This is a genomic window from Aquabacterium sp. (assembly GCF_016195855.1).
Lineage (GTDB): Bacteria > Pseudomonadota > Gammaproteobacteria > Burkholderiales > Burkholderiaceae_C > Aquabacterium.
On record NZ_JACPYU010000010.1, the window covers coordinates 143,327 to 168,015 of the forward strand.

A 24,689-nucleotide genomic window follows, 5' to 3' on the forward strand; every position below is an offset into this window, starting at 1 on the left:
TGCCTTCGGGCCAATCGGCTCAGAGGCGACCCAGTTCCACGTACAAGGGGCGGTTGTCAATGCCCGGGCGCGGGTCGGCGCCGTAGCTCAGCCAGAAGTGGCTGGAGTACAGCTTCTGGCTCTTGTAGCCGCGCGGCACGCTTTCCAGCGGGTCACCTTTGGTGAAGGCCGTGGCCAGCGCGTCGTATTTCTGGCCCTGATTGGCCATGACGTAGTCGATCAGGCCTTGCAGCACGGCCGCATCATCATTGGCAACCAGGATGTTGGCCAGCGTCAGGTAGTTCAGCACGCCGCCAATGGGGGGCAGCTTGAAGCCACCCGTGAGGCCCACATACAGGTTGTAGACCGGGCGCAGCAGCTTGATGATGGGCTTGAAACCCACGATGCGGGTCTGCTTGTAGGCCTTCTGGTTCCAGCCGGCCACCATGCCGATGATCTGGCCATTGCGCGTGGCCAGCACATAGTCGCCAATGCTCAGGCCCGCGTAATACGGGTCACCGGCCAGCAGCTTTTCAAAATCGTAGACCGGGTAGCCATTGCGACGTGGTGCTTCGCGATCGAAGAAGGCCTGCATGGCGGGTACATCGGCGGCCGTGGCCGCACGCATCTGCACGCCAGACGGGATGCGCGGCGTGATCTTGCGTGTGAAGATGAAGCTGGTCTCGATGCTGTGGCTGATCCAGTAGTCGAACAGCACGCCATCGGCCGTGTTCTTGGCCGCATCCAGCGGCGCGGTGTTTTCTTTCAACACGATGCCTTGCAGCAGGTCGTCGTTCGAGCGGTGCTTCTTCTGCTCGATGAACAGGTTCGACGCAATACCCCGGCGGCGGTAGTAAGGGTCCACGCGCGTGTCACCCGAGTAGTACACGCGGCGTTTCTTGCCGCTGATGTACAGGTCGCGGCCCGAGATCACGGTCAGGCCGGCGAGCACATCGGGGCGCTCGTCGTCATCGGCCACGGTCAGCACGAACTCGTCGCCAATGACCTTGGCGCCCACGAAGAAGTCGGGGGCGCGCTGGAAGCACATCTGCGCCACGCCAGGCATCGTGATCTTGGTGATCAGATCCTGCATCTTGGCGTTGTCTGCGGGGGTGCCCTGTCGTACGGTGATGGCCATGGTGTACGGGTGATCAATAGAGAGTGATGTTGAATGCTGGCGCCAATCAGCTGTCCAGCGACTGCCTCAACACAGCGGGCACATCGCCACGCCAATGTCTCAGGGGTTCGATCTTGATGTTGCCCTCGATCATGCCGCGCTCACGGCATTGGTCAAGGTAGATAGCCCGCATGTGCGGCAGGGCCACACAGGCCGCGTGCTGCAGCTGGCCCAGCTCGCGCGCCAGCTTGTAGTGGAAGTTGCCTTGCAGCGCCTTCTCGACCTGATCGGCCAGCGCCTTTTGCACTGCCTCACGTGGTGCTTCAGGTGCGCATTCGACCAGCAGCACATAGCCGGGTGTGCGGTTGCGGGCTTCGTCCAGGGCCAGCAGCGTGACCGGCATCGCGCCATCAAGCTGCAACTGATCCTGCACCATCTGGGCCGTGGTGGCGCTGGTCTTTTCGCCGACCAGATCGACGCCGTCGTTGCGGCCCAGGAAGGTGAAGCACGGCACCTGGCCCAGAGGCTTCTCGACCCGGATCACATCGGCCATCTGGTAGCGTGCAAAGCCGCTGCCCGTGGTCATGATGGGGATGACGTCCTGGCCTTCACGCAACTGCCAGGGCGCGAAGATCTTGCCATCGTTGGCATCGGCAAACTCGTAGAAGTGGCTCAGGTAGGCCAGCGGGTAGCGGCCATCAAACGGGAAGGTCACGACGCCTTCCGTGGCCCACAGGCCCTTGCCCTGGAAGTTGGCGTGCGGCAAAAAGCCCTTGAGCTTCTGGGCCCAGGGCGCAGCCGCCGCCGTGTCCCAGGCACTGAGCACGGCCAGTTGCGGCCACAGCTGTTCGAAGAAACTCGCGCCCAACTGGCCGTCCCAGTGCAGCAGCAGTTGCGCGGCCCGATGGGACTGGGGGCAGGGCAGGCCGGCCATGCGGGCCTGGCGCTCGCCCCATTGGCCGGTGCTCAAAGCCGCAGCCAGGTCCTGGCGCCACACCGACATCTGCTCCAGCAGGCCCAGGCCGAAGGTGGGGCTCCACACCGAGATGAAGCCCAGGTTCTCGTCAGCGGCCAGGTAGGCGATGGTGGCAAACAGCGAGTCGTCCGAGGTCTCGGCCAGCGCGATGTCCTGCGGCGCAGCCTGCGTCAGGTAGGCCAGCAAGCGCTTGCCCCACGACAGCATCTTCATGTCATCGTTGATGTCGCCAGCCGTCTGGCTGCGCATCTCGGTGGGGATCCACGACAGCGACCAATAGTGCGTGCCATTGCCCTGCCCGGGGAACTGGCGATAGAGGTCCCCGACCCAGGCCGTGATGACCTGGTCGAGCTCGTCCAGGAACATCTTGGTATAGGGCACCCACTTCACGCCCGAGGTCGAGCCGCTGGTGGGCTGGTAGCGCATCACCGGCGAGTCGATCAGCAGCGATTGCTTGCGTTCACGCTGCGCGGTGATGATCTCGGCGTAATCCTGGTAAGTGGACACCGGGACCTGGCGCACGAACTCTTCCCATGACCAGTCTGCGCGGATGCCGCGGCGCTGGCCTTCGGGTGAGCGAGATACGGCGGACAACCAACGGGCAAGCCGCGCGCGCTGGACAGATTCCAGTTCGCCGAGGTGCTGTTCAAAACGACGCCGCCCTGGGGCGACAAGCAGTCTGAGGAGGTGGTGTCCGAAGGTGGTTCCAACGCCCATGCTCAGGAAGCCTTGGACCCTGCGCTGGCTTCATCCGCGCCGGGCTCCAGCCATTCCTGGCGGCCTTGTTGTTGCGACGCCTGTTTGGCGATCTCCAGGCCGGCCGGCTTGTGCGTGCCCAGCATGTGCTTCTTGATCCACTTCCAGGGCACGTCCACGATGGAGCGGAACAGGCTTTCGTAGTCGCACGCACCAATGCAGGGCACTTCCGTGCCGCGGCGCCAGGTGGGGTTCATCTTTTCGAAGAAGGCGATGTGCGGGTTGGCTGCCTTCAGCTCGGGGGTGATCTCGGCGACCTCGCCCTTCAGGCGCACATAGCTCTGGCCGAAGTCCAGCAGCATCTTGTCCTTGTCGAAGTACTCGGGGAACAACTGCTCGCAATACTGCTCCGTGATGCGGCGGTACTTCTCGTCCTTGCCGTTCACATTGGGGTAGTAGTTGTAGAAGTTGTTGGTCAGCAGCAGATAGGTCTTGTAGCCCTTGGAGATCAGGAACCAGTAGAAGGGCGTGAACGGGCGCTTGATGCGCTCGATGATCAGGCGGCGGTAGAAGGTGTTGGCCAGCGCGTTGTTGCCCCAGTAGGCCTGCTCGATGATGGTGTCGCCGCTGAAGATGCCGCGCACACGCTTGCCATCGACCTTGATGTCAAAGAAGGTCTGGGTCGAGAAGCCCACGATCTTGTCGTCCGACTTGCGGGTGACCAGGATCACGCCCGACTTCTTGCTCAGGTCGTTGAGGAAGATGTCCAGCGAGGTGTTCTCGTAGTAGTTGGCGTAGATGTCATACATCTGCTTGATGTTGCTCACCGTCACCGATTCGATGGGACGGAAGAACGTGCTGACTTTTTCTTTGTTCGCCGTTGAGGACATACTGAACTCCACCTGAGCACCGGGCTTCAGAAAACACAACCCCCGGCCCCTTGCGCACGCTGAGGGACGAGAGTCGCGTCGATCACTATTACTAACTTGTTACGAAGCATGCCTTTGCGGGCCCGGATGCGACACCGGGCTTGCCCCAGGGCACCACTTGGATGAGGGGTGTCTAACGTAAGGGGTAATACGGGGCTGTGGTTCGTGGGCGACTAAGCGTGTCGCTGCGCCACCCGTGCTTGAGGGGGGTGATCGGGCCTGTTTCAAACAAGTGCGGAACTAGGGCTTGGACTGTTCGCGGGTAAGTGCGTATAATCTTTAGGTTTTGCCGACGCCAGGGTCGGCGTTTTTGTGCCCATGAACGAGTCAGTCGCCAGACAGCCGCTATCTGCCATGTCCTTTGACGACTCCGACTGGAACAAAGACGACGACCTCCCTGTCCGGCCGCTGACGCGGGAAGAGGCTAGCGCCCTTTCTGCCCGGCACCCTTCGATGTCCGTGTGGCAAGTGCTGGCCGTTCAGGCCGCATTCGGGGTGCTTGTCGCGCTGGTGTGGGGTGCCCTGTCGCGCAGTCCGGTGTCTGCTGTGTCCGCCTTGTATGGCGCTGCGGTGGCGGTGTTGCCCAATGCGCTGATGGCGCGTGGGGTGTTCGGACGCAATGCGGGGCGCAGCGTAGGGGGCCTCCTTGTATGGGAGATCCTCAAGCTGGGAATGACCGGCGCGATGCTCGCGCTGGCGCCTGTGTGGATCAAGCCCCTGGATTGGGCTGCCATGCTGGTGACCCTGGTGTTGTGCTTGAAAGTCATTGGGGTGGCGCTGCTCGTGTGGCAGCGTCGCAAGAAGAATTTTGTTTGACGAGAGTTGCTGATGTCTGCTGATGCTCACGCCGCGACGGCTGAAAACGCCGCGCACCACGCGCCAACGGCCGGTGAATACATCAATCACCACTTGCGCCACCTGCAAAATCATGCAGATGCGCAAAGCATTGCCGATTTTTCCTACGTCAACTTTGACTCCCTGTTCTGGTCTGTGACCCTGGGGCTGTTGGCCATCTTCATGCTGTGGCGTGCCGCCAGCAAGGCCACCTCCGGCGTGCCGGGCCGTTTCCAGGCCGCGATCGAAATGATCGTCGAGCTGGTCGACACCCAGGCCAAGGGCATCATCCACAACGCGACCTCGCGCAAGGCGGTGGCCCCCGTGGCGCTGACCGTGTTCGTGTGGATCTTCTTCATGAACGCCATGGACTTGCTGCCCCTGGACCTGCTGCCCACCATCTGGGGCAAGGTCTACGAGGCCAAGGGCCTGGATCCTCACCACGCCTACCTGCGTATCGTGCCTTCGGCTGACTTGTCCGTCACGCTGGGCATGTCGCTGAGCGTGCTGCTGATCTGCCTGTACTACAACGTCAAGATCAAGGGCCTGTTCGGCTGGATCAAGGAGCTGTTCACGGCGCCTTTCCACGCACACAGCCCGGTCGGCATCATCCTGCTGGCCCCTGCCAACTTCGGTCTGAACCTGATCGAATTCGGCGCCAAGACCATTTCCCACGGCATGCGACTGTGGGGCAACATGTACGCCGGTGAGCTGGTGTTCATGCTGATCGCCTTGATGGGTGCAGTCGGTTTCTCGTCGCTGGGTGGTTGGGGCCTGTTTTTGGGTCACATCATCGCCGGTACCGCCTGGGCCATCTTCCACATCCTGATCATCACGCTCCAGGCCTTCATCTTCATGATGCTGACCCTGGTGTACATCGGTCAGGCTCACGAGGGCCACTGATCAGTTATCCCCCCCTCTGATCCTTGGGCTTTCACTTTCAGTTTCTTTTTAACCTCTCTTTCTTTTTTTCTATCTAGGAGCAATCATGGAAATCGTGTTGGGTAACGTCGCTCTGGCTTGCGGTCTGATCATTGGTCTGGGCGCTCTGGGTGCTTGTATCGGTATCTCCCTGATGGGCGGCAAGTACTTCGAAGCCACCGCTCGCCAGCCTGAGCTGATGAACGAACTGCAAACCAAGATGTTCCTGCTGGCCGGTCTGATCGACGCTGCCTTCCTGATCGGTGTTGGTATCGCCATGCTGTTCGCTTTCGCGAACCCGTTCATTGCCAACCTGGCCAAGTAATCGGTCTTTCTCGACTGAATTTTTCAATTAACCGAGAAAGGTCCGAGCCGTGAATCTGAACGCAACGCTGATTGCGCAGATCGTGGTCTTCATGATCCTGTGGTGGTTCACGATGAAATTCGTGTGGCCCCCGATCACGAAGGCCCTCGACGAGCGCGCAAGCAAGATCGCGGACGGTTTGGCTGCGGCTGACAAGGCCAAGCTTGAACTGGCTAACGCCAACAAAAGCGTCCAGGAGCAGCTCAGCCAATCCCGCGACGAAATCGCCAAGCGCATCGCTGACGCTGAAAAGCGTGGCAACGCCCTGGTCGAAGATGCCAAAGGCCGTGCTACGGCTGAAGCAGACAAGATCGTGGCCGATGCCAAGGCTGAAGCCGCGCAACTGATCGTGCAAGCCCGTGAAGCGCTGCGCGAACAAGTTGCCGGCCTGGCCGTCAAGGGTGCCGAGCAGATCCTGCGTCGTGAGGTTTCAGCCCAGGTCCACGCTGACCTGCTGAGCCGCCTGAAGTCGGAGCTGTGATCATGGCTGAGCTTGCCACTATCGCCCGCCCCTACGCAGAGGCCCTGTTCAAAGCTGTGCCTGATGCCGAGCTGATTGCCTGGCAACAGGCCCTTGAGGCTGTGGCAGCTGTCGCCCGTGATCCGCAAGTGCAAGCCCTGGCTGACAACCCCAAGGTCACATCGAACCAGGTGTTCGACGTGATCGTGGCAGCAGCCAAGGTGACACTGGCTACGTCCTTGACCAACTTCCTGCGCACTGTGCTGGAAAACGGTCGTCTGGCCGCTCTGCCTTTGATGGTCGAGCAGTTCCAGGCGCTGGTCAAGGCACGCCAGGGCGTGTCCGAAGCGCAAATTTTCAGCGCCTTCCCGATCGATGCAGCCCAACTGGCTGACATCATCGGTCCGCTGGAAAAGCGTTTTGGCCGCAAGCTGGAAGCCAAGGTCGAACTCGACGCTGAACTGATTGGCGGCGTGCGCGTCGTGGTGGGTGACGAAGTGCTCGACACTTCCGTCAAGGCTCGCCTCGAACGCATGAAGTCCACTCTGTTGGCCTGAGTCGCAGTACGGGTAACCGAACCGACGCAACCAATAGTCGCTCAATTCCTACCGGTGGTTTTCATGCCACTCCTGACAACCGCCGGTCGTTGTCAACGAGGTTTGCCTCCGTGCAGCCCTTGACCAGACTGGGAGCAAAGCAATGCAACTGAATCCCGCAGAAATTTCCGAACTGATCAAGAGCCGCATCGAAGGTCTCGGCGCGGCTGCCGACATTCGCAACCAAGGTACCGTCATCTCCGTGACCGACGGTATCGTCCGTGTGCACGGCCTGTCCGATGCCATGCAAGGCGAAATGTTGGAGTTCCCCGCTGACGCCTCCGGCGTCCCCACCTACGGCCTGGCCCTGAACCTCGAGCGCGACTCCGTCGGCGCCGTGATTCTGGGTGCCTACGAGCACATCTCCGAAGGCGACACCGTCAAGACGACCGGTCGCATTCTGGAAGTGCCCGTCGGCCCCGAGCTGATTGGCCGCGTGGTGAACCCCCCTGGGTCAGCCTATCGACGGCAAGGGCCCGATCAACGCCAAGCTGTCTTCTCCCATCGAGAAGATCGCCCCTGGTGTGATCGCCCGTGAATCCGTGTCGCAGCCTCTGCAAACCGGCATCAAGTCGATCGACTCGATGGTGCCCGTGGGCCGTGGTCAGCGCGAACTGATCATTGGTGACCGCCAGACCGGTAAAACGGCTGTGGCCATCGACGCCATCATCGCCCAGAAGGGCCAAGGCGTCACCTGTATCTACGTCGCCATCGGTCAGAAGGCTTCGTCGATCAAGAACGTCGTGCGCTCGCTGGAACAAGCTGGCGCCATGGAATACACCATCGTGGTGGCCGCTTCGGCTTCTGACTCGGCTGCCATGCAGTTCGTGTCGGCCTACTCCGGTTGCGCCATGGGCGAGTACTTCCGCGACCGCGGCGAAGATGCCCTGATCGTGTACGACGACCTGTCCAAGCAAGCCGTGGCTTACCGCCAGGTTTCGCTGCTGCTGCGTCGTCCTCCCGGTCGTGAAGCTTTCCCCGGCGACGTGTTCTACATCCACTCGCGTCTGCTGGAACGTGCAGCCCGCGTGAACGCCGACTACGTCGAAGCCTTCACCAAGGGTGAAGTCAAGGGCAAGACGGGTTCGCTGACGGCTCTGCCCATCATCGAAACCCAAGCCGGTGACGTGTCCGCCTTCGTGCCTACCAACGTGATCTCGATCACCGACGGCCAGATCTTCCTGGAAACGTCGTTGTTCAACGCTGGTATCCGTCCTGCCATCAACGCCGGTATCTCCGTGTCCCGCGTGGGTGGTGCTGCTCAGACCAAGATCATCAAGGGCCTGTCCGGCGGTATCCGTACCGACCTGGCGCAGTACCGTGAACTGGCTGCGTTCGCGCAGTTCGCTTCCGATCTGGACGCTGCCACCCGCAAGCAGCTTGACCGCGGTGCCCGCGTGACCGAACTGCTGAAGCAAGCTCAGTACTCGCCGCTGCCGATCTCCCTGATGGGTGCCACGCTGTTTGCCGTGAACAAGGGTTTCATGGACGACGTGGACGTCAAGAAGATCCTGGCCTTCGAATCTGGTCTGCACCAGTTCCTGAAGACCAGCCACGCTGCGCTGCTGAGCAAGATCGAAGCCTCGAAGGCCCTGGACAAGGACGCTGAAGCCGAACTGCAATCGGCCATCGTCGCGTTCAAGAAGACCTTCGCCTAACTAGGAGCACGCCATGGCGGCAGGCAAGGAAATACGCGGCAAGATCAAGAGCGTCGAGAACACCAAGAAGATCACCAAGGCCATGGAAATGGTCGCGGCTTCTAAGATGCGCAAGGCGCAGGACCGCATGCGTGCGGCCCGCCCTTACGCTGAAAAGGTGCGCAATATCGCGGCGAACTTGGCTCATGCCAACCCCGAGTACGTCCATCCCTTCATGGTCACCAACACCGGTGGCAAGAAGGTGGGCTTCATCGTGGTCAGCACTGACAAAGGCTTGTGCGGTGGTTTGAACACCAACGTGCTGCGCGCTGTCACCAACAAGCTCAAGGAGCTCGAAGGTAGCGGCGTCAAGGCTGACGTCGTCGCCATCGGCAACAAGGCTGCAGGCTTTTTCAACCGCATCGGCGCCAACGTGGTGTCGAGCGTGGTCGGCATGGGGGACACCCCCCATCTGGAAAAGCTGATCGGCCCTGTCAAGGTGCTGCTGGATGCTTATCAGGCTGGTGAGTTGAGCGCGGTCTATCTGTGCTTCACCCGCTTCATCAACACGATGAAGCAGGAGCCCTTGGTCGAGCAGTTGCTGCCGCTGAACGCGAGCACGCTGCAGGCCGAGACCACGCACCAGTGGGACTACATCTACGAGCCGGACCCTGTCGCGGTGATTGATGAGTTGATGGTTCGCTATGTCGAAGCGTTGGTCTACCAGGCTGTGGCCGAGAACATGGCGTCGGAGCAATCCGCGCGCATGGTGGCCATGAAGGCCGCAACAGACAACGCAGGCAACGTGATCAAGGAACTGAAGCTGGTCTACAACAAGACCCGTCAGGCCGCCATCACGAAGGAACTGTCCGAAATCGTCGCCGGTGCGGCCGCGGTTTGATTCACGCAGATTTTGAATTGATTGAAGGAACGAAAAATGGCTGACACGCAAACAGTGGGCAAGATCGTTCAGTGTATCGGCGCCGTGGTGGACGTGGAATTTCCCCGCGACCAGATGCCTAAGGTGTACGACGCTCTGAAGATGGAAGGCTCCACGCTGACCCTCGAAGTGCAACAGCAGCTGGGTGACGGCATCGTCCGTACCATTGCGCTGGGTTCGTCTGACGGCCTGCGCCGCGGCAACCAGGTGTACAACACCAACGCCCAGATCACCGTGCCCGTGGGCCCGGCTACCCTGGGTCGCATCATGGACGTGCTGGGTGCGCCCATCGACGAACGTGGTCCTGTTGACGCCGCTCAAACGGCGCCCATCCACCGCAAGGCCCCCGCTTATGACGAGCTGTCGCCTTCGCAAGAACTGCTGGAAACCGGCATCAAGGTGATTGACCTTGTGTGCCCGTTCGCCAAGGGCGGTAAGGTGGGCTTGTTCGGTGGCGCCGGTGTGGGCAAGACCGTGAACATGATGGAGCTCATCAACAACATCGCCAAGGCTCACTCGGGTCTGTCGGTGTTCGCTGGTGTGGGCGAGCGTACCCGTGAAGGTAACGACTTCTATCACGAAATGGCCGACTCTGGCGTCGTGAACCTGGAGAGCCTGGGCGAGTCCAAGGTCGCCATGGTTTACGGTCAGATGAACGAGCCCCCAGGAAACCGTCTGCGCGTCGCGCTGACCGGCCTGACCATCGCCGAGTCCTTCCGTGACGAAGGCAAGGACGTGCTGTTCTTCGTGGACAACATCTACCGCTACACACTGGCCGGTACCGAAGTGTCCGCGCTGCTGGGTCGTATGCCTTCCGCCGTGGGTTACCAACCTACGCTGGCCGAAGAAATGGGCCGTCTGCAAGAGCGCATCACCTCGACCAAGATTGGTTCGATCACCTCCATCCAGGCCGTTTACGTCCCTGCGGATGACTTGACCGACCCGTCTCCTGCGACGACTTTCGCTCACTTGGACTCCACCGTCGTGCTGTCTCGTGACATCGCCTCGCTGGGTATCTACCCCGCCGTGGACCCGCTGGACTCGACCTCGCGTCAGCTGGACCCGAACGTGGTGGGCGAAGAGCACTACCAAGTGGCCCGTGGCGTGCAAAACACGCTGCAGCGCTACAAGGAACTGCGCGACATCATCGCGATTCTGGGTATGGACGAACTGGCTCCCGAGGACAAGCTCCTGGTTGCCCGCGCTCGTAAGATCCAGCGTTTCCTGTCGCAGCCTTTCCACGTGGCCGAAGTGTTCACGGGCTCGCCTGGCAAGTACGTGCCCCTGAAGGAAACCATCCGTGGTTTCAAGATGATTGTGAACGGCGAGTGCGATGCACTGCCTGAGCAAGCCTTCTACATGGTCGGCACCATCGACGAAGCCTTCGAAAAAGCTAAGAAAGCCTGATCACCGGCGCCATAGCGCGCCATGCGGCGTTGCCGTGCTCGCCATAGCTTCCGCTATGTCTGTGCGCGGCGCCTTGCCTGGCACGCTATCGCTTGGTGCTTAGTCTTTCTTACACGCTCTCGTAGCGTAAGGAACAAAGCATGTCCACCATTCACGTTGATGTTGTCTCCGCCGAAGAGTCGATCTTTTCGGGTGAAGCGACGTTGGTGTCCCTGCCCGGTGAAGTGGGCGAGCTCGGCATCCTGCCCAAGCACGCTCCGCTGATCACCCGGATCAAGCCGGGCGCCGTGCGTATCCAGCGCGCTGACAACAAGGAAGAAGAGTTTGTCTTCGTGGCCGGCGGCATTCTGGAAGTGCAGCCTGGTTGCGTGACCGTTCTGGCCGACACAGCCATCCGCGGCAAGGACCTGGACGAGGCCAAGGCCAATGAGGCCAAGCGCCTGGCTGAAGAAGCCGTTCAGAACGCCAAGGGCGAGCTGGATCTGGCCAAGGCCCAAAGCGAGCTGGCCGTCATGGTGGCTCAGCTGGCTGCCATTGCCCGTCTGCGCAAGAAGTAATCAACAAACATCCCAAGCCCATGGCTCATGCAAATGGGCCCGGCTTGCAAAAGCCCGCCGCTCACGCTGCGGGCTTTTTTCATTCAGGGATGTTCCGTTGCGGCCGGGGCTTGCGTCAGCGCCTGCTGGCGGACCTGCGCCGGGGTGAGGCCCGTCCAGCGCCGCACCGCCCGGTGGAAGGGGCTCACCTCGGTGTAGCCGCAGGCCTGGGCGATCTCGCCAATGGCTTGTGATGTGTCCCGCAGCAGCCGCAAGGCGCGCTCGCGTCGCACTTCCTCGATCAGATCCTTGAAGCTCAGGCCCTGGTCGGACACGCGCTTTTGAAGCTGCCGTGGGGTGGTCGGGGCCTGGTCGCTGGCGTCCGCATGCAGGGCCTGGCTGACCGCCTCCAGGCTCAGGTCCAGCCCCTGGCCCATGCGTTCAGACAGCACGATCCTGGCCCGCATCAACAGCGCATCACCCTGGGGTTGGCTGGCCAGTTGCTGCGCCGTGCGGGCCTGCATGAGTGCGTGCATGGCCGGGTCGGCGTTCGGGTTGAGCCAGGCCAGCCAGTCGGCGGGCATCAGCTCGCGGCAGTCTGGCGTGTCATAGCGAACGGCGCTGCCAATGAAGCGGTCGAAGGCGTCGGCCTGGCTTGGGCGTGGCGCGGGGATGTCGATGCGCACGGGCACCAGGTCGCGCCCGGAGACCCAGCGCGCAAAGCCCAGCCGCGCACCCAGCAGCAGCCACCAGAAGCGGGCGTCCCGGGGCAGGGGCGTGTCCACCGCTTCGTGCCGCACTTCGATCAGGCCTTTGGCGACGCGGTGGCGCGCCAGCAATTCGTCGCACAGCAAGGTCTGGAAGCGCTCGTACATCAGCAGGCCATCCTCGCCCAGCGGGCTGCTCATCAGCGCGTAACCCAGGCTGCCCAGATGCAGCGGCCGTACTGCTTGCGCGGCCTGCATCAGCACCAAGGGATCACCCGTCAGGCGGCAGGCGACTTCAATGGCGCGGCACAGCGCCGCCACGGGCACACGTGTGTGTTCGGGGGCCTCGTCCACCTTCAGGCCCAGAGCGTCCCAGACGGGGGCTGCCGACAGGCCTCGGGCGCTCACGGCATCGGGCAGCACCCGCACGAAGGTGGCTTGTATCCCTTTGACAGGGGCATCCTGGATCGGTCGGGCGGCGCTCATGGTTTGTCTGGTGTGCTGCGGTCAAGCGGGCAGGGTCTGGGGTCAATGATTCTGGGGGCGCCCAGGGCCATCATGGCTTCAGTTGAACTCCGGCTTGAACACAGCATGAAGGCCTCTTCCATGAGAAACGATGATACGGCGTCGAGCCAGCCTCACGGTGCGCACGATGTACCACGCCAGCCACCGACCCGCCTGGGCGCCGACCTGAAGGCCTCCCGGCAGATGGCCAGCCGCCTGCGCCTGCTGGTCAAAGGCAACCCCGAGCCGGACAAGCAGGCCTGGGCCACCATGGGGCAGGCCTTGTGGGAGGGCGACAAGCTGGCCGATGAGCTGGTGGCGTGGATGCACGAGTTCGGCATGGCGCGCGCCTGGCCCCTGTTCGAGCGGGCCTTGAGTGCGCCGCGTGATCTCTCCGGCAGCACGCCGGCTCCTTTGCGTCAATTCGTTTGCCGCACCGCGGGCTGGCCGGACTGGGTGCGCGAAGACCTGATGTGTGAAGGCGCGCAGGCACTGCGCAGCACGGGCCTGCACGGCATGATGGTCCTGCGTGACGCGGGGCTCATGGCGGGCTACCAGGCCTCGGCCATCAACCAGACGCTGGTGATGACGGGCTCTTTGCACAAGGGCGCGCAGCGGCGCGTGGCAGAGACCACCTCGTGGTGGCTGGCTTGCACCGAAGAGGGTGGCATGGCGCCGGGCGGCCCAGGCTTCATGATGACCTTGCGGGTGCGGGTGATGCATGCGCTGGTGCGCCATCAACTGAGCCAATCGCCGAAATGGGATGCGGCCAGCCTGGGCTTGCCCGTCAACCAGCTGGACATGCAAGCCACCTACCTGGCGTTCAGCGTGGTGCAGCTGCTGTCCTTGAAGACCACGGGGGTGTGGCTGTCCGGCCGCGAGTCGGCTGCTGTCATGCACCTGTGGCGCTACATCGGCTGGCTCATGGGCGTGGACGAGCGCTACCTGTGCGAAGACGAGCAGCAGGGGCGCACCTTGCTTTATCAGAACGTGCTCAGCCAGGCTCCCGCGGATGAGACCAGCGTGATGCTGGGGCAGGCTTTGATGGATGAGCCCCTGCAGCGTCTCTATCCCAATATGGCAGGCCTGCGTGGGCGCTTCAACAAGGCCCGCCACCTCAGCCTGGTGCGGTGGTTCGTGGGCGCCAAGGGCATGCGGGCGCTGGGTTTGCCCGCCACGCTGCCCTGGTATCCCTTGCTGGTGGGTGGGCCCTTCTTGCTGCGCTCGCTGGTGTTGCACGCCGTGCCGGGCTTGATGCCGGTGTGGCGCCGCTGGGCGGGGCAGCGTCAGCGCGACTACCTGAAGGTGCTGATGGGGGCGCATGGTTCACCACATCTGACCGGTGGCGCACACCCCGCGAAAAGGCAGGCAAGCTAGACTGTAGGGCTCCAAACCCTGAGTTTGTTCCCGAAAGCCCACGCCTATGTCCACCGCGCGCAAGGCCGCCGTTCAAGCGAAAAGCAAGAAGCCGGCAGCCAAACCCAAGACCACACCGTTGACCATCCAGGACTATCTGCAAAAGATCCTGACCAGCAAGGTGTACGACGTGGCCATTGAAAGCCCGCTGGACGAGGCCCGCAGCCTGTCGCGCCGCCTGGGCCACAAGGTTTTCCTCAAGCGCGAGGACCAGCAGCCCGTGTTCAGCTTCAAGCTGCGCGGGGCCTACAACAAGATGGCGCAGCTCAGCCGTGCGCACCTGGCCAAGGGCGTGATCTGCGCGTCGGCCGGCAACCACGCACAAGGCGTGGCCATGGGCGCACGCCGCCTGGGCTGCCAGGCCACCATCGTGATGCCGACCACCACGCCGCAGGTCAAGATCGACGCGGTGCGCTATTTCGGTGGGGACAACGTGCAGATCGTCCTGCACGGCGAGAGCTATTCGGACTCCGCGCTGTATGCCAAGGAGCTGGAGCGCAAGAAGGGCATGACCTTCGTGCACCCCTTTGACGACCCCGATGTGATCGCCGGCCAGGGCACCGTGGCCATGGAGATCCTGCGCCAGCACAGCGGCCCCATCGATGCGGTGTTCGTGGCCATCGGTGGCGGCGGCCTGATCAGCGGTGTGGCCGCCTACATCAAGGCCGTGCGCCCCGAGATCAAGGTCATCGGTGTGCAGATGAGTGACTCCGACGCCATGGTGCGCTCGGTCAAGGCGGGCAAGCGCATCACCTTGCCTGAGGTCGGCCTGTTCTCTGATGGCACGGCCGTCAAGCTGGTGGGCGAAGAAACCATGCGCCTGACCAAGGCCCTGGTGGACGACTTCGTGATCGTCAGCACCGACGAGGTGTGCGCGGCCATCAAGGACATCTACCAGGACACGCGCTCCATCGTCGAGCCCGCCGGTGCACAAGGCGTGGCCGCGATCAAGCAGTACGCCGAGCGGCATGGCGGCCAGGGCAAGACCTACATTGCCATCAACTGCGGCGCCAACATGAACTTCGACCGGCTGCGCTTTGTGGCCGAGCGCGCCGAAGTGGGTGAGCAACGCGAAGCGCTGCTGGCCGTGAGCATCCCGGAGGAGCGCGGTTCATTCAAGCGCTTTTGCGAGACCATCGGGCCGCGCAGCGTCACCGAGTTCAACTACCGGATCTCGGACGAGAAGCAGGCGCACGTGTTCGTGGGCCTGACGACCAGCGAAAAGGGCGAATCCAAGAAGATCGCCAAGCTGTTTGAAAAGCAGGGCTTCCAGACGGTGGACCTGACGCATGACGAGCTGGCCAAGACGCACATCCGCCACATGGTGGGGGGGCGCTCTTCGCTGGCCGAAGGTGAGCGCCTCTACAGCTTCATCTTCCCGGAGCGCCCGGGCGCCTTGATGACCTTCCTGACCAGCTTGCCTCCGGGCTGGAACATCAGCCTGTTCCATTACCGCAACCAGGGCGCCGACTACGGGCGCATTCTGGTGGGGCTGCAGGTGCCCAAGTCCGAAACGAAGGCGATCAAGCCCTTCCTGGATCGACTGGGTTACATCTACGTGGACGAGACCCGCAACCCGGTCTACCGCCTGTTCCTGCGCTGAGGGTTCAGCGAGACATGCCGGGGGGCGGCATGCCACCAGAGGTCGGTGGGGCGCCACCCGGTGTCGGGCCGCCTTCGGGGCTGCTCAGGCGGCCAACGGCGCCAGGCATGCCGCCGGGCGGCGGGGGCGGCACGCCACCTGGGGCGTGAGTCAGCGCATTGCCTGTGGTGCTGAAGCCGCTGACCGGCGGCAGGGCGCCAGTCAGTGGGGGCGGCAGCAGGGGCAGATCCAGGGTGGTGGTGACCGGGCCGTCAGCGGTCCCGATGGACGCGCCGCGTTGCGTGAGCGACTTCAGCACCAGATCGCCTTCGATGCTTGCACCGATGCGGAAAGCCTTGGGCGGTTTGCCATCAATGGACAGCAGCGCAACGCCACCGGCATCACCTTCGTGACGCGGCGCCACCACACCCAGCAGCTTGAGGCGGCTGGCCAGCGCGGATGCGGCGGACGGGTCTACCGCCGGGCCGGAGGCCTTCACCGGGCCGCTCAGCAGGCGGTGCAGGTCACCTTGCGCGCCGCTGTCCAGCGACACGGGTGTCGCATTGGCGGGCACACCGGTCGGGCGAGCCAACCAGCGCAGGCCCCAGTACGCCAGACTGGCCGCGACAGCGGCCCAAATGATGAGGGCGAAGATGCGTGATGCCATGATCCGGCCATTATGATGGGTGTTCGACGCACCGTGGCCCTGAAAAGTGGCCTTTGAACCTCGGGTTCATCCCGCATCAAGGCGCCCTGGTCCTCGTGCATGCTTGCGCCCTCGCAGCACCGTGCGGAACCAAGGCAAGGGTTTCGGTGTCTGATTGAAAAGATCGTTTTCGGAAATGGACATGAAGATGTTTGCGCGTACCCCTCAGCGTGCCCGGGAGGCCGTCAAAGCCGTGCAGCGTGGTTTCACGCTGATCGAGCTGATGGTCGTGCTGGTGATCATCGGTTTGCTGGCCGCCCTGATCGTGCCCAACGTGTTGGACCGGGCCGATGACGCCCGCGTGACCGCTGCCAAGACCGACGTCAGCAACCTGATGCAGGCGCTCAAGCTTTACAAGCTCGACAACCAGCGCTTCCCGACGGCCGAACAAGGCCTGCAGGCCCTGGTGACCAAGCCCACCGTTTCGCCCATTCCGCCCAACTGGAAGCCCTACCTGGAAAAGTTGCCCAATGACCCGTGGGGCCACACTTATCAGTACGTCAACCCCGGCGTGAAGGGGGCTGTGGATGTGTTCAGCTTCGGTGCGGATGGCCAGGCCGGTGGCGAAGCCCGCGATGCCGATATCGGCTCCTGGCAGTAAGGCGCGCCGCGCACGCGGCTTCACCTTGCTGGAGTTGATGGTGGTCGTGGCCATGATCGCGATCACCACCGCGGTGGTGGCCTTTGCCATTCCCGATCCTTCTTCGACCCGCCTGGAGCGCGAGGCCGCGCGCCTGATCGCCTTGCTGGAGTCGGCCCGCACCCAGGCGCGTGCTGGCGCCATGACCGTCTTGTGGGTGCCTCAGCCCAACGGCCCCGAGGCAGACTACCAGTTCCTGGGCCTGCCACCCGCGTTGATGCCACCGCTCAAGTGGCTGGAGTCCGACGTCAAGGCCGAGGTCGTGGGGGGGCGCAGCATCGTGCTGGGGCCTGAACCCGTGATCGGCGCGCAAAGCGTGATCCTTCGGGTGGAAGACAAGCAGATCATCGTGGGCACGGATGGGCTCAGCCCCTTCGCCGTGATCACGGGCAACGAGGCCGAGGACGACGCGGCCGGCCCGTCTGCCGGTCCAACGGGGGAGGTGGCCAATGCGCCGGCTCGCTGATCAGGCCGTTCGTGGCATGACCCTCATCGAGGTCCTGGTGGCGCTGGCCATCGTGGCCATCACCCTGTCGGCTGGCATCAAGGCTGCGGGTGGGCTGACGCTCAACGCCCAGCGCATGAGCGACCTGACCCTGGCGCAGTGGTGCGCCGAAAACCAGATCACCGCCCTCAAGCTGTCCAGGATCTACCCGCCCGTGGGCGACAGTGATTTCAGCTGCCAGCAACTGGGCCGCACCTTCCCGGGCCACATGACCGTGCGCCCGACGCCCAATCTGAACTTCCGGCGCGTGGACGCCCAGGTGATGGACGAAGAGCGTCAGCCCATCGTCAAGTTGTCCACGGTGTTGCCGCGCTTCTGATGAACCAGCCCCTCTTCATGCCCCGTCTGCAGCGCGGTTTCACCCTCATCGAGGTGCTGGTGTCCCTGCTCATCCTGGCGGTCCTGTCTGCCACCGCCTGGAAGGGCATGGACAGCATCAGCACGGCCCGCCAGGTGGCCGATGGCAACCTCAAGCAGACCCTGCGCCTGCAGTCGGTGATCACGCAGTTCGAGGCGGACATGGGCCAGGTCATGGACATGCAGATCGTCGATGGGATGCAGTTCGATGGTGCCCACCTGCGACTGACCCGCCGCAGCGGCGAGGGCCTGCAGGTGGTGACCTGGTATGTGCAGAGCAACCGCCTGCTGCGCTGGGCCAGCCCGGTGACCACGAAGGTGGGCGAGTTGCAGCGCTACTGGCTGAGTTCCTACCAGTTGCAAGGGCGTGAGCCCGGCACCTTGACGGCGCTGAAAGGCGTGGAGCGCTGGCAGGTGTATTGTTTCCGGGGCGGCTCGATGAGCAGTTGCCAGTCCACCGGCGACGTCGTCAAGGCGGTGGGGGCGGCTCAAAGTGTGGCAACAGCGGGCGCTGGGGCCGCGATCAGCCAGCGTCAGTCGCTGCCCAATGCCGTGCGTTGTCAGGTGACGCTGGGCGAGGGCAGTGGCTTTGCCGGCACCTTGACCCGCGATGTCGTGCTGGCGCCCCAGCTGCAGGCCAACTGATCGAGGAAGGCCGGATCATCATGCTCGACAAGCCTGTTCTCCTTTCCCTTGCCCGCCACCCTGGTCGATCGCGGCAGCGCGGTGCCGCCTTGTTGATGGCCATGGTCATCGTCACGCTGGTATCCACGCTGGCGGCGTCCATGGTCTGGCAGCAATGGCGCGCCGTGCAGGTCGAGAGCGCCGAGCGGGTGCGCTCGCAGTCCGCCTGGGTGCTCAGCGGGGCGCTGGACTGGGCGCGGCTCATCCTGCGCGAAGACGGCAAGAACGAGCAGGTGGATCACCTGGGCGAGGTCTGGGCCATGCCGCTGGCCGAGGCGCGCTTGTCCACCTTCCTGGCGGCAGATGGCAACAACAACAGTGCCGCCGATTCGGATGATTCCCCCGAGGCCTTCCTGTCAGGCAAGGTCGAGGATGCCCATGCCAAGTACAACCTGCGGCACCTGGTGGAAGGCGTTGCAGTCAATGATGACCAGGTCAAGGTATTCAAGCGCTTGCTGGAGTTCCTGAGCCTGCCCCCGTCCCTGGCCGATGGCATTGCCGCCTCGATGGCCAAGGCGGCCCTGGCCGAGGCCTCGTATGTCAGCAATGACCCGGCCGTGCTGGAGAAGCTCGGAGGTGAAACCGGGCGGGCCCAGGCGCCCCTGATGCCGCAAAGTTTCGATCAGTTGTTGTGGTTGGGGCTGGACGCGGGTACGCTGGAAAAATTGCGGCCCTATGTCACCTTGTTGCCGACGGCTGGCACGCTGGTGAACATCAACACGGCGCCCAAGGAGGTGATCGCTGCGGTGGTGGATGGCCTGGATCTGGCGCGCGCGGCGAGGCTGGTGCAGGCCCGGCAGCGCAAACCGTTCAAGGCACTGCCGGGCGATCTCATTGATGTGCTGGGGCAGTCTCAACCGCAGTGGAACACCAGCCGGCTGGATTTCAAATCCGAATATTTTGAAGTCAAAGGCCGCCTGCGCTATGAAGACAACGTCATCGAGCAGCGTCACCTGGTGCAGCGCCAGTCGGGCGGCTCTGACGTGCTGGTGCTACAGCAGTCGCGTTTTTCGGGGCTGGACCGTGGCGCAGAGGGCGCGACGCCCCCATGATGGGAGGCATTCTTTACTCTCAAAGCAGGTATCAATCCTTAAACGGGCGCTATTCCCGCGCTCCTACAATGCCGGGGCATCTATGCTGGATGCTGAAATATTCTGAATATCTGACCGTCTGGGCATGAGCATTCTCATCATTCAACTGCCGGCGCGCACGCGTCTGAGCGCCGACGTGACCGCGTCGGAGGCCGGGGCTGCGCCTGCGTCGCCCGGGCCGAAGGAGTACAGCTATGTGCTCAGCATCGACGGCATGTCGGCCACACGGCAGGGGCGTTGCACGGCGCCGATGTTGCCCAAGGCGGACAGTGTGGTGGCCGTCATGGCCCCGACCGACCTGAGCTGGCACCGACTGAGCCTGCCCAAGGCGCCGGCGGGCCGCCTGCGTGCCGCCTTGGCCAGCATGCTGGAAGATGCCCTGCTCGAAGACCCGGAGAACATGCACCTGGCCGTGGCCCCGATGGCCAAGGCCGGCCAGCCGACCTGGATCGCAGCGTGCGACCACACCGGGCTGACCAGCCAGCTGATGGCCCTGGAAAAGGCCAAGATCCGCGTGGAGCGCGTGGTGCCCAGCGTGGCGCCGGACGAGCCACCTTCGGCCTACTTCCATGAGTTCGGCGAAGCCGGTGCCCCGGAGGGTGCCGAGCCGGGTGCCGAGATGCTGCTGACCTGGTCCACCCCGGATGGTGTGACGACCTGGCCTGTGGCTGGCAGCCTGTCTCGCGCCTTGTTGCCGGATCCGCTGCCCATCAACGCCCGTTTCTTTGCCACCCCGCCCGTGGCCTCGCCGGCCGAACGCTGGTTGGGCCGGGCCGTGACGGTGCAAAGCCAGCCTGAGCACCTGCTGCTGGCCGCCCGCTCGATCTGGAACCTGCTGCAGTTCGAGTTGACGCCGCGCAGCAAGGGCCTGTATGCCCTGAGTGATCAATGGCGGCGCTTCATGAGCCCGCAATGGCGGCCTGCCCGCATGGGCCTGATGGCCTTGGTGGGCGCGCAGGTGCTGGGTCTCAATCTGTGGGCCTGGCAGCAAGCGCAACTGGTCAAGACCAAGCGCGCGACCATGGTGCAATTGCTCAAGCAGGCGCACCCTCAGGTTCAGGCCGTGCTGGACGCCCCCGCGCAAATGCGCCGCGAAACCGAGGCCCTGCGCGCGCAGGCGGGCCAGGCTGGTGGCAATGACCTGGAAGCCTTGATGGCGGCGGTGGCCAGCGCCTGGCCGCCCGAGCAGCCCACGGCGGGCTTGCAATACGACGGCGCCTCGCTGACCCTGATGCCGCCGGCTTCCTGGGGCCCGGCCGAGCTGGACGAGTTCCGTCGCAAGCTGGGCACGGCGGGCGTGCAGGTCGAGTCCGCCGATGGGCGCCTGACCGTGCGACGCGCCAACGGCTGATGAACGCATTGAAAGCACACAGATGAGTTCTCAAGCTTCCTCCCTTCAAGCGCTGCGCCAGGAGTTGCAGACCAAATGGGCGGCCATGGCCCCGCGCGAGCGCCAGATGGCCGCCATAGCGGGCTGGCTGCTGGTCGTGACGCTGCTGGTGCTCGTGGGCATCCGCCCCGCCTGGCGCACGCTGTCGGAAACCCCGGCGCAGTTGCGCGAGCTGGATGGCCAGCTCGATCAGATGCGCCGGCTGGCCGACGAGGCGCAGATGCTGCGCCAGCGTCCGCCCGTGCCTCCGGCTCAATCTGAAGCGGCGCTGCGTTCGGCCACCGAGCGGCTGGGGGCGGGTGCCAAGCTCAATTTGCAAGGCGATCGCGCCACGCTCACGCTCAACCGGGTGTCGGGTGATGCTCTGGCCACCTGGCTGGACGAGGCTCGTGGTGCCGCGCGCGCCAAGCCCACCGAAGCCGGTCTGATGCAGGTCGAGCCGGGGGTGTACTCCGGCAACATCATCCTGGCCATGGGGCCGGGCGCGGGGGGCGGCCGTTAAGGCCGGGCACACGCACATGGCTGGCATCCCCTTCCTGAACCGCCGCCCTGCATGGATGCAGGGTGCGGGCGCCTTGACCACGCGCTGGCTCGAGTCGACGATGGAGATCGCGCGCTGGGACAACATGCGCAAGGCCGGCCGACGCTGGGGCTGGTGGGGTGCAGGCCTGGGGGCGCTGGTGGGGCTGGTGGTGTATGCGCCGGCCAGCTGGCTGGCCCAGGGCGTGGTGGAGCTGTCCGGCAAGCGCCTGCTGCTGGCTGAATCGCAAGGCACGATCTGGCACGGTGATGCCGTGGCGGTGCTGACCGGCGGCCCCGGCAGCCGCGATGCGCGGGCCCTGCCTGGCCGGCTGAACTGGACCATGCGCCTGAGTGGCCTGGGGCTGCGCCTGACCTTGCAGCAAGACTGCTGCATCCCGACCCCGGTCGTGATGCAGGTGCAGTTTGGCCTGGGGCGCGTCAAGACCGATGTGCTGCTGCAAGGCGCTGGCGATGCGGCCGGTGCAACGACGCTGCAGACCTCAGGCGAAATCGGGCATTGGCCTGCCGCCTGGCTGGGTGGCCTGGGCACGCCCTGGAACACCCTGCAACTGGCGGGTGCGCTGCGCCTGTCGAGCCGGGATCTGTCTTTCGAGTGGGCGCAAGGGCGCCTGCGTATTTCGGGGCAGGCTGATCTGATGCTGGAGAACGTGGCTTCGCGCGTGACCACGCTGGACCGCCTGGGCTCCTACCGGCTGAACCTGGGCGGTGATGCCCAAGGCCTGCTGCAGATGCAATTGACCACGCTGGACGGCGCCTTGCAGCTGTCCGGCCAAGGGGGCGTGAGCTCCGGCGGGATGCGCTTTCGTGGCGAAGCCCGCGCCAGTGAGGCCGAACGTGGCGCACTGGACAATTTGTTGAACATCATCGGCCGCCGCGAAGGCGACCGTTCTGTCATTTCGATCGGATAAGTCATGAAGACCCATCCCCTGCTGACTCGACCCCGTGCTGGCGCACTGGCCGTGGCCCTGGCATTGACCTTCGGGCCTGGTGGCTTGCTCCCGCTCGGTCTGGCCCTGGCCGCCCCGCCAGCGCCTCGCAAGGCGGCTTCAGCCCCGACGGTCACGCTCAACTTCGTGAACGCCGAGATCGAGGGCGTGGCACGGGCCATGGCCGCGATCATCAACCGTCAGATCCTGGTCGACCCCCGCGTCAAGGGCGCCATCACGCTGTACAGCGACCAGCCGCTGACGCCGCGCGAGGCTTACCTGAACTTCCTGGCCGCCTTGCGTGGTCAAGGCTTCAGCCTGGTGGAAGTGGCGGGTCTGCTCAAGGTCGTGCCTGAAGCCGAAGCCAAGCTGCAGACCGGCACGGTCGATGTGGGCACGGTCAAGCAGTCGGGTGACCAGGTGGTCACGCAGATCTTCCGCGTGCAGTACGAGAGCGCCAACAACCTGGTGACCGTGCTGCGCCCGCTGATCAGCCCCAACAACACGATCAACGCCAATGCCTCGACCAACACCCTGGTCATCACGGACTACGCGGACAACCTCAAGCGCATCGGCCAGATGATTGCCGCGCTGGACGTGCCCACGGCCACCGACATGGAGGCCATCCCGCTGCAGTACGCGATTGCCTCCGACCTGGCGCCGGTGGTGCAGAAGCTGGCTGATGGCGGCGGCTCGACCCCGGGCGCGCCTGGTGGTGGCGCAGCCGGGCAGAGCACCATGGTGCTGTCTGACTCGCGCACCAACACGCTGATGGTGCGCGCGCCCAATGCGGCCCGCATGGCCCTGGTGCGCACCCTGATCCAACGGCTGGACCGCCCTGGTACCTCGGGCCTGGGTGGCAGCGGCATCCATGTGGTCTACCTGAGAAACGCTGATGCGGTGAAGCTGGCGCAGGTGCTGCGTGCGGCCTTCCCGGGGGCTGGCGGCAGCTCGGGTGGCGGCGCATCTGGTGGCGGTGCGAGCTCGGGTGCGAGTGGCCTGCCGACGTCCAACATGGGCGGCGCGGCGGCCAGTGGTGGCGCTTCGCAGCAGTCGACCTCTCCGGTGGGGGCCTCTGCGCAACCCTCGACAGGCGGTTTCATCCAGGCGGACCCCTCTACCAACTCCCTGATCATCACGGCCACCGACTCGCTGTACAAGCAGTTGCGCGCGGTCATCGATCAGCTGGATGGTCGCCGAGCGCAGATCTACATCGAGGCCATGATCGTGGAGGTCAGCGAGCAGAAGCTGGCTGAGGCGGGCTTCCAGTGGGCCAATGTGGCTGGCAACAACAACCTGGTCGGCGTGGGCACCAACCTGGCGGCCGGCAACATCGGTGGCTTGTTCAGCCTGGTGGGGGCGTCGCGTTCGACCGCATCCAGCCTCAAGGGCTTGAGTGTGGGCTTCGCGCACAAGATGAGCGATGGCACCTACAACCTGGGTGCCCTGGCGACCTTCCTGGAAACCAATGCCGATGCCAACATCCTGTCCAAGCCAAACATGGTGGCGCTGGACAACGAAGAAGCCAAGATTGTGGTGGGCCGCAACGTGCCTTTCGTGACCGGCCAGTACACCAATGGCGCAACCAGCAGCTCCGGCACGGTCAACCCCTTCACGACGGTGGAGCGCAAGGACGTGGGCCTGACCCTGCGTGTGCGCCCGCAGGTGGGTGAGGGCGGCACCGTGCGCATGACGGTGTTCCAGGAAAAGTCGGACGTTGAATCGCAGAACTCCGCGCAGGGCCCGACCACCACCAAGAGCTCGATCGAGACCACTGTGGTGGTGGACGATGGCCAGACGCTGGTGCTGGGTGGTTTGCTCAAGGACCAGTTCAGCAACGACGATTCGCAGGTGCCGGTGCTGGGCGACATCCCCATCCTGGGTAACCTGTTCAAGAGCCGCTCCAGGACGCGTGCCAAGACCAACCTGATGGTCTTCCTGCGCCCCGTGGTGATGCGTTCGCAAGAGGCCAGCAACGACATCACGATGGACCGCTACGACTACATGCGCCAGCGCCAGGACTCGGTCATCACGGGGGATGGCCGCGCCATTTCCATGCAGGATGGGCCGAACCTGGACCCTCTCAAGCTGAGCAACAAGCTGAGCATGCCTTCCGTGCGCCAGCCGCTGGATGACCCCAATGCGCCCGCGCCCACGGTGGTGATGCCCTCAACCTCGGGTTTTGCGCCCAAGTTGACGCCGCAAACCTCGGGCCAGCAGCCTGCGGCCACGGGCAGCAAATAAGG

General features: G+C 63.9%; 24 protein-coding genes and 1 pseudogene. 20 read left to right on the forward strand and 5 right to left on the reverse strand.

Annotated elements, in window-relative coordinates; translation table 11 throughout:
* Positions 1-19 precede the first annotated feature (19 nt).
* Genes HY019_RS09080 through HY019_RS09090 form a run of 3 tightly spaced genes read right to left on the reverse strand, consistent with a single transcriptional unit; the run spans position 20 to position 3,658 of the window.
* Positions 20-1,117: a hypothetical protein gene (locus HY019_RS09080; RefSeq protein ID WP_290690794.1), complete on the reverse strand. Its 1,098-nt coding sequence runs from the start codon at positions 1,115-1,117 to the stop codon at positions 20-22.
* A 46-nt stretch (positions 1,118-1,163) separates the two neighbouring features.
* Positions 1,164-2,789: a GH3 auxin-responsive promoter family protein gene (locus HY019_RS09085; protein WP_290690797.1), complete on the reverse strand. Its 1,626-nt coding sequence runs from the start codon at positions 2,787-2,789 to the stop codon at positions 1,164-1,166.
* Positions 2,790-2,791: 2 nt separating this feature from the next.
* Positions 2,792-3,658, reverse strand: a complete 867-nt coding sequence (locus HY019_RS09090; protein ID WP_290690800.1) for a hypothetical protein — start codon at positions 3,656-3,658, stop codon at positions 2,792-2,794.
* Positions 3,659-4,051: 393 nt separating this feature from the next.
* Here HY019_RS09090 and HY019_RS09095 point away from each other — a divergent pair, with 393 nt between their 5' ends.
* From HY019_RS09095 to HY019_RS09135, 9 genes and pseudogenes are all read left to right on the forward strand, one after another.
* Entirely contained in the window at positions 4,052-4,513 is a 462-nt protein-coding gene (locus HY019_RS09095; RefSeq protein WP_290690810.1) for an ATP synthase subunit I, read from the forward strand.
* Between the two features lie 12 nt (positions 4,514-4,525).
* Positions 4,526-5,434, forward strand: coding sequence for a F0F1 ATP synthase subunit A (gene atpB / locus HY019_RS09100; RefSeq protein ID WP_290690814.1), 909 nt, complete (start codon positions 4,526-4,528; stop codon positions 5,432-5,434).
* An 85-nt stretch (positions 5,435-5,519) separates the two neighbouring features.
* The gene (gene atpE, locus HY019_RS09105) at positions 5,520-5,777 is read left to right on the forward strand and encodes a F0F1 ATP synthase subunit C (protein WP_035036753.1); all 258 of its coding nucleotides are present in this window, start codon (positions 5,520-5,522) and stop codon (positions 5,775-5,777) included.
* A 49-nt stretch (positions 5,778-5,826) separates the two neighbouring features.
* Positions 5,827-6,297: a F0F1 ATP synthase subunit B gene (locus tag HY019_RS09110; protein WP_290690817.1), complete on the forward strand. Its 471-nt coding sequence runs from the start codon at positions 5,827-5,829 to the stop codon at positions 6,295-6,297.
* A gap of 2 nt (positions 6,298-6,299) precedes the next feature.
* Positions 6,300-6,833, forward strand: a complete 534-nt coding sequence (locus HY019_RS09115) for a F0F1 ATP synthase subunit delta (RefSeq protein WP_290690822.1) — start codon at positions 6,300-6,302, stop codon at positions 6,831-6,833.
* 142 nt (positions 6,834-6,975) lie between these two features.
* A pseudogene (gene atpA / locus HY019_RS09120) lies at positions 6,976-8,530 on the forward strand (F0F1 ATP synthase subunit alpha).
* Positions 8,531-8,543: 13 nt separating this feature from the next.
* Complete coding sequence (gene atpG / locus HY019_RS09125) at positions 8,544-9,410, forward strand: F0F1 ATP synthase subunit gamma (protein ID WP_290690824.1); 867 nt, start codon at positions 8,544-8,546, stop codon at positions 9,408-9,410.
* A gap of 36 nt (positions 9,411-9,446) precedes the next feature.
* Positions 9,447-10,856, forward strand: coding sequence for a F0F1 ATP synthase subunit beta (gene atpD, locus HY019_RS09130; RefSeq protein ID WP_290690828.1), 1,410 nt, complete (start codon positions 9,447-9,449; stop codon positions 10,854-10,856).
* Positions 10,857-10,996: 140 nt separating this feature from the next.
* Positions 10,997-11,413 (forward strand): F0F1 ATP synthase subunit epsilon, encoded by a 417-nt coding sequence (locus HY019_RS09135; RefSeq protein ID WP_290690831.1) that lies wholly within the window; start codon positions 10,997-10,999, stop codon positions 11,411-11,413.
* An 83-nt stretch (positions 11,414-11,496) separates the two neighbouring features.
* On the opposite strand, the gene HY019_RS09140 is transcribed toward HY019_RS09135, so the two are convergent.
* Complete coding sequence (locus HY019_RS09140; protein ID WP_290690835.1) at positions 11,497-12,585, reverse strand: AraC family transcriptional regulator ligand-binding domain-containing protein; 1,089 nt, start codon at positions 12,583-12,585, stop codon at positions 11,497-11,499.
* A gap of 120 nt (positions 12,586-12,705) precedes the next feature.
* Between HY019_RS09140 and HY019_RS09145 the strand changes: the two genes are divergently transcribed.
* Positions 12,706-13,980, forward strand: coding sequence for an oxygenase MpaB family protein (locus HY019_RS09145; RefSeq protein WP_290690838.1), 1,275 nt, complete (start codon positions 12,706-12,708; stop codon positions 13,978-13,980).
* A 46-nt stretch (positions 13,981-14,026) separates the two neighbouring features.
* A complete protein-coding gene (gene ilvA, locus HY019_RS09150; protein WP_290690848.1) occupies positions 14,027-15,622 on the forward strand; it encodes a threonine ammonia-lyase, biosynthetic in 1,596 nt (531 codons plus the stop codon).
* A gap of 4 nt (positions 15,623-15,626) precedes the next feature.
* Here ilvA and HY019_RS09155 read toward each other — a convergent pair whose 3' ends face one another.
* On the reverse strand, positions 15,627-16,268 hold the full coding sequence (locus HY019_RS09155; RefSeq protein ID WP_290690855.1) for a hypothetical protein: 642 nt from the start codon (positions 16,266-16,268) through the stop codon (positions 15,627-15,629).
* Between the two features lie 187 nt (positions 16,269-16,455).
* On the opposite strand from HY019_RS09155, the gene gspG reads away from it, so the two are divergent.
* The 9 genes from gspG (at position 16,456) to gspD (ending at position 24,687) form a co-directional block, all read left to right on the forward strand.
* The gene (gspG, locus tag HY019_RS09160) at positions 16,456-16,908 is read left to right on the forward strand and encodes a type II secretion system major pseudopilin GspG (RefSeq protein ID WP_290690858.1); all 453 of its coding nucleotides are present in this window, start codon (positions 16,456-16,458) and stop codon (positions 16,906-16,908) included.
* On the forward strand, positions 16,883-17,413 hold the full coding sequence (locus tag HY019_RS09165; RefSeq protein WP_290690860.1) for a prepilin-type N-terminal cleavage/methylation domain-containing protein: 531 nt from the start codon (positions 16,883-16,885) through the stop codon (positions 17,411-17,413). Before gspG ends, HY019_RS09165 begins: the two co-directional genes overlap by 26 nt.
* Positions 17,397-17,771, forward strand: a complete 375-nt coding sequence (gspI, locus tag HY019_RS09170) for a type II secretion system minor pseudopilin GspI (RefSeq protein WP_290690862.1) — start codon at positions 17,397-17,399, stop codon at positions 17,769-17,771. Before HY019_RS09165 ends, gspI begins: the two co-directional genes overlap by 17 nt.
* Positions 17,771-18,454 (forward strand): prepilin-type N-terminal cleavage/methylation domain-containing protein, encoded by a 684-nt coding sequence (locus tag HY019_RS09175; RefSeq protein WP_290690899.1) that lies wholly within the window; start codon positions 17,771-17,773, stop codon positions 18,452-18,454. Before gspI ends, HY019_RS09175 begins: the two co-directional genes overlap by 1 nt.
* Positions 18,455-18,474: 20 nt before the next feature.
* Positions 18,475-19,545, forward strand: a complete 1,071-nt coding sequence (gene gspK, locus HY019_RS09180; RefSeq protein WP_290690906.1) for a type II secretion system minor pseudopilin GspK — start codon at positions 18,475-18,477, stop codon at positions 19,543-19,545.
* A gap of 124 nt (positions 19,546-19,669) precedes the next feature.
* Positions 19,670-20,935 carry a type II secretion system protein GspL gene (gspL, locus tag HY019_RS09185; protein WP_290690909.1) on the forward strand — a complete coding sequence of 422 codons (1,266 nt, stop codon included), beginning with the start codon at positions 19,670-19,672 and terminating at the stop codon, positions 20,933-20,935.
* A 22-nt stretch (positions 20,936-20,957) separates the two neighbouring features.
* Entirely contained in the window at positions 20,958-21,476 is a 519-nt protein-coding gene (gene gspM / locus HY019_RS09190; protein ID WP_290690912.1) for a type II secretion system protein GspM, read from the forward strand.
* A 16-nt stretch (positions 21,477-21,492) separates the two neighbouring features.
* Positions 21,493-22,425, forward strand: a complete 933-nt coding sequence (gspN, locus tag HY019_RS09195) for a type II secretion system protein N (protein WP_290690914.1) — start codon at positions 21,493-21,495, stop codon at positions 22,423-22,425.
* Positions 22,426-22,428: 3 nt separating this feature from the next.
* Positions 22,429-24,687 (forward strand): type II secretion system secretin GspD, encoded by a 2,259-nt coding sequence (gspD, locus tag HY019_RS09200; protein WP_290690922.1) that lies wholly within the window; start codon positions 22,429-22,431, stop codon positions 24,685-24,687.
* The last annotated feature ends 2 nt before the right edge of the window (positions 24,688-24,689 follow it).

Excerpts from the sequence above, each read along its gene's own strand:
- HY019_RS09080 (WP_290690794.1), bottom strand. The coding sequence starts at position 1,117 with ATGGCCATCACCGTACGACAGGGCACCCCCGCAGACAACGCCAAGATG.
- HY019_RS09085 (WP_290690797.1), bottom strand. The coding sequence starts at position 2,789 with ATGGGCGTTGGAACCACCTTCGGACACCACCTCCTCAGACTGCTTGTC.
- HY019_RS09090 (WP_290690800.1), bottom strand. The coding sequence starts at position 3,658 with ATGTCCTCAACGGCGAACAAAGAAAAAGTCAGCACGTTCTTCCGTCCC.
- HY019_RS09095 (WP_290690810.1), top strand. The coding sequence starts at position 4,052 with ATGTCCTTTGACGACTCCGACTGGAACAAAGACGACGACCTCCCTGTC.
- atpB (WP_290690814.1), top strand. The coding sequence starts at position 4,526 with ATGTCTGCTGATGCTCACGCCGCGACGGCTGAAAACGCCGCGCACCAC.
- atpE (WP_035036753.1), top strand. The coding sequence starts at position 5,520 with ATGGAAATCGTGTTGGGTAACGTCGCTCTGGCTTGCGGTCTGATCATT.
- HY019_RS09115 (WP_290690822.1), top strand. The coding sequence starts at position 6,300 with ATGGCTGAGCTTGCCACTATCGCCCGCCCCTACGCAGAGGCCCTGTTC.
- atpG (WP_290690824.1), top strand. The coding sequence starts at position 8,544 with ATGGCGGCAGGCAAGGAAATACGCGGCAAGATCAAGAGCGTCGAGAAC.
- atpD (WP_290690828.1), top strand. The coding sequence starts at position 9,447 with ATGGCTGACACGCAAACAGTGGGCAAGATCGTTCAGTGTATCGGCGCC.
- HY019_RS09135 (WP_290690831.1), top strand. The coding sequence starts at position 10,997 with ATGTCCACCATTCACGTTGATGTTGTCTCCGCCGAAGAGTCGATCTTT.
- HY019_RS09140 (WP_290690835.1), bottom strand. The coding sequence starts at position 12,585 with ATGAGCGCCGCCCGACCGATCCAGGATGCCCCTGTCAAAGGGATACAA.
- HY019_RS09145 (WP_290690838.1), top strand. The coding sequence starts at position 12,706 with ATGAGAAACGATGATACGGCGTCGAGCCAGCCTCACGGTGCGCACGAT.
- ilvA (WP_290690848.1), top strand. The coding sequence starts at position 14,027 with ATGTCCACCGCGCGCAAGGCCGCCGTTCAAGCGAAAAGCAAGAAGCCG.
- HY019_RS09155 (WP_290690855.1), bottom strand. The coding sequence starts at position 16,268 with ATGGCATCACGCATCTTCGCCCTCATCATTTGGGCCGCTGTCGCGGCC.
- gspG (WP_290690858.1), top strand. The coding sequence starts at position 16,456 with ATGTTTGCGCGTACCCCTCAGCGTGCCCGGGAGGCCGTCAAAGCCGTG.
- HY019_RS09165 (WP_290690860.1), top strand. The coding sequence starts at position 16,883 with ATGCCGATATCGGCTCCTGGCAGTAAGGCGCGCCGCGCACGCGGCTTC.
- gspI (WP_290690862.1), top strand. The coding sequence starts at position 17,397 with ATGCGCCGGCTCGCTGATCAGGCCGTTCGTGGCATGACCCTCATCGAG.
- HY019_RS09175 (WP_290690899.1), top strand. The coding sequence starts at position 17,771 with ATGAACCAGCCCCTCTTCATGCCCCGTCTGCAGCGCGGTTTCACCCTC.
- gspK (WP_290690906.1), top strand. The coding sequence starts at position 18,475 with ATGCTCGACAAGCCTGTTCTCCTTTCCCTTGCCCGCCACCCTGGTCGA.
- gspL (WP_290690909.1), top strand. The coding sequence starts at position 19,670 with ATGAGCATTCTCATCATTCAACTGCCGGCGCGCACGCGTCTGAGCGCC.
- gspM (WP_290690912.1), top strand. The coding sequence starts at position 20,958 with ATGAGTTCTCAAGCTTCCTCCCTTCAAGCGCTGCGCCAGGAGTTGCAG.
- gspN (WP_290690914.1), top strand. The coding sequence starts at position 21,493 with ATGGCTGGCATCCCCTTCCTGAACCGCCGCCCTGCATGGATGCAGGGT.
- gspD (WP_290690922.1), top strand. The coding sequence starts at position 22,429 with ATGAAGACCCATCCCCTGCTGACTCGACCCCGTGCTGGCGCACTGGCC.